This window comes from Salimicrobium salexigens (assembly GCF_900156705.1).
Classification (GTDB): domain Bacteria; phylum Bacillota; class Bacilli; order Bacillales; family Halobacillaceae; genus Salimicrobium; species Salimicrobium album.
Map to the genome: position 1 here is coordinate 1 of NZ_FTOK01000033.1, position 1,025 is coordinate 1,025.

9 tRNA genes and 1 rRNA gene are annotated in these 1,025 nt (G+C 52.5%); all 10 read left to right on the plus strand.

Going from position 1 to position 1,025, the window contains the following annotated elements:
• Positions 1-113, plus strand: a 5S ribosomal RNA gene (gene rrf / locus BW931_RS13240).
• Positions 114-120: 7 nt separating this feature from the next.
• Positions 121-196, plus strand: a tRNA-Val gene (locus tag BW931_RS13245).
• Positions 197-200: 4 nt separating this feature from the next.
• A tRNA-Thr gene (locus tag BW931_RS13250) sits at positions 201-276 on the plus strand.
• 12 nt (positions 277-288) lie between these two features.
• Positions 289-361: transfer RNA gene (locus BW931_RS13255), tRNA-Lys, on the plus strand.
• 10 nt (positions 362-371) lie between these two features.
• Positions 372-453 (plus strand) — tRNA-Leu (locus BW931_RS13260).
• Between the two features lie 7 nt (positions 454-460).
• Positions 461-532: transfer RNA gene (locus tag BW931_RS13265), tRNA-Gly, on the plus strand.
• A 46-nt stretch (positions 533-578) separates the two neighbouring features.
• Positions 579-668 (plus strand) — tRNA-Leu (locus BW931_RS13270).
• Between the two features lie 9 nt (positions 669-677).
• Positions 678-754: transfer RNA gene (locus tag BW931_RS13275), tRNA-Arg, on the plus strand.
• A gap of 6 nt (positions 755-760) precedes the next feature.
• Positions 761-837, plus strand: a tRNA-Pro gene (locus BW931_RS13280).
• Positions 838-844: 7 nt separating this feature from the next.
• Positions 845-920, plus strand: a tRNA-Ala gene (locus tag BW931_RS13285).
• The last annotated feature ends 105 nt before the right edge of the window (positions 921-1,025 follow it).

Consider the following 1,025-nt stretch of genomic DNA (forward strand, 5'->3'; position numbering starts at 1 on the left):
TGGTGGCAATAGCGAAGAGGTCACACCTGTTCCCATGCCGAACACAGAAGTTAAGTTCTTCCGCGCCGATGGTAGTCGGGGTTACCCCCCGCAAGAGTAGGGCGCTGCCAAACTTTATCTGGAGGATTAGCTCAGCTGGGAGAGCACTTGCCTTACAAGCAAGGGGTCGCAGGTTCGAGCCCTGCATCCTCCACCATTTTGCCGGCCTAGCTCAATTGGTAGAGCAACTGATTTGTAATCAGTAGGTTGGGGGTTCAAGTCCTCTGGCCGGCACCATTTCATATTTATGAGCCATTAGCTCAGCTGGTAGAGCATCTGACTTTTAATCAGAGGGTCGGAGGTTCGAGCCCTCCATGGCTCATAGTTCATATGCGGGTGTGGCGGAATTGGCAGACGCGCTAGATTTAGGATCTAGTGTCTTACGACGTGGGGGTTCAAGTCCCTCCACCCGCATTTTGCTGCGGAAGTAGTTCAGCGGTAGAACACCACCTTGCCAAGGTGGGGGTCGCGGGTTCGAATCCCGTCTTCCGCTCTTTACTTAATTTATTTGTGCGGTCGCGATAGCGGCAAAATGCCATGCCGGGGTGGCGGAATTGGCAGACGCACAGGACTTAAAATCCTGCGGTGGGTCTACCACCGTGCCGGTTCGAGTCCGGCCCTCGGCACCATATTCATATGCGCCCGTAGCTCAATTGGATAGAGCGTCTGACTACGGATCAGAAGGTTAGGGGTTCAAGTCCTCTCGGGCGCACCACTCATACGGGAAGTAGCTCAGCTTGGTAGAGCACTTGGTTTGGGACCAAGGGGTCGCAGGTTCGAATCCTGTCTTCCCGACCATTTTTTCGGGGCCTTAGCTCAGCTGGGAGAGCGCCTGCTTTGCACGCAGGAGGTCAGCGGTTCGATCCCGCTAGGCTCCACCATTTGATTTTTAGTAGATCTTTGAAAACTGAACAATGTTTTATGCCATGCGTCAATTTTTTGAACGAATTATGATTGAGCTAATCAATCTCTTTTATGGAGAGTTT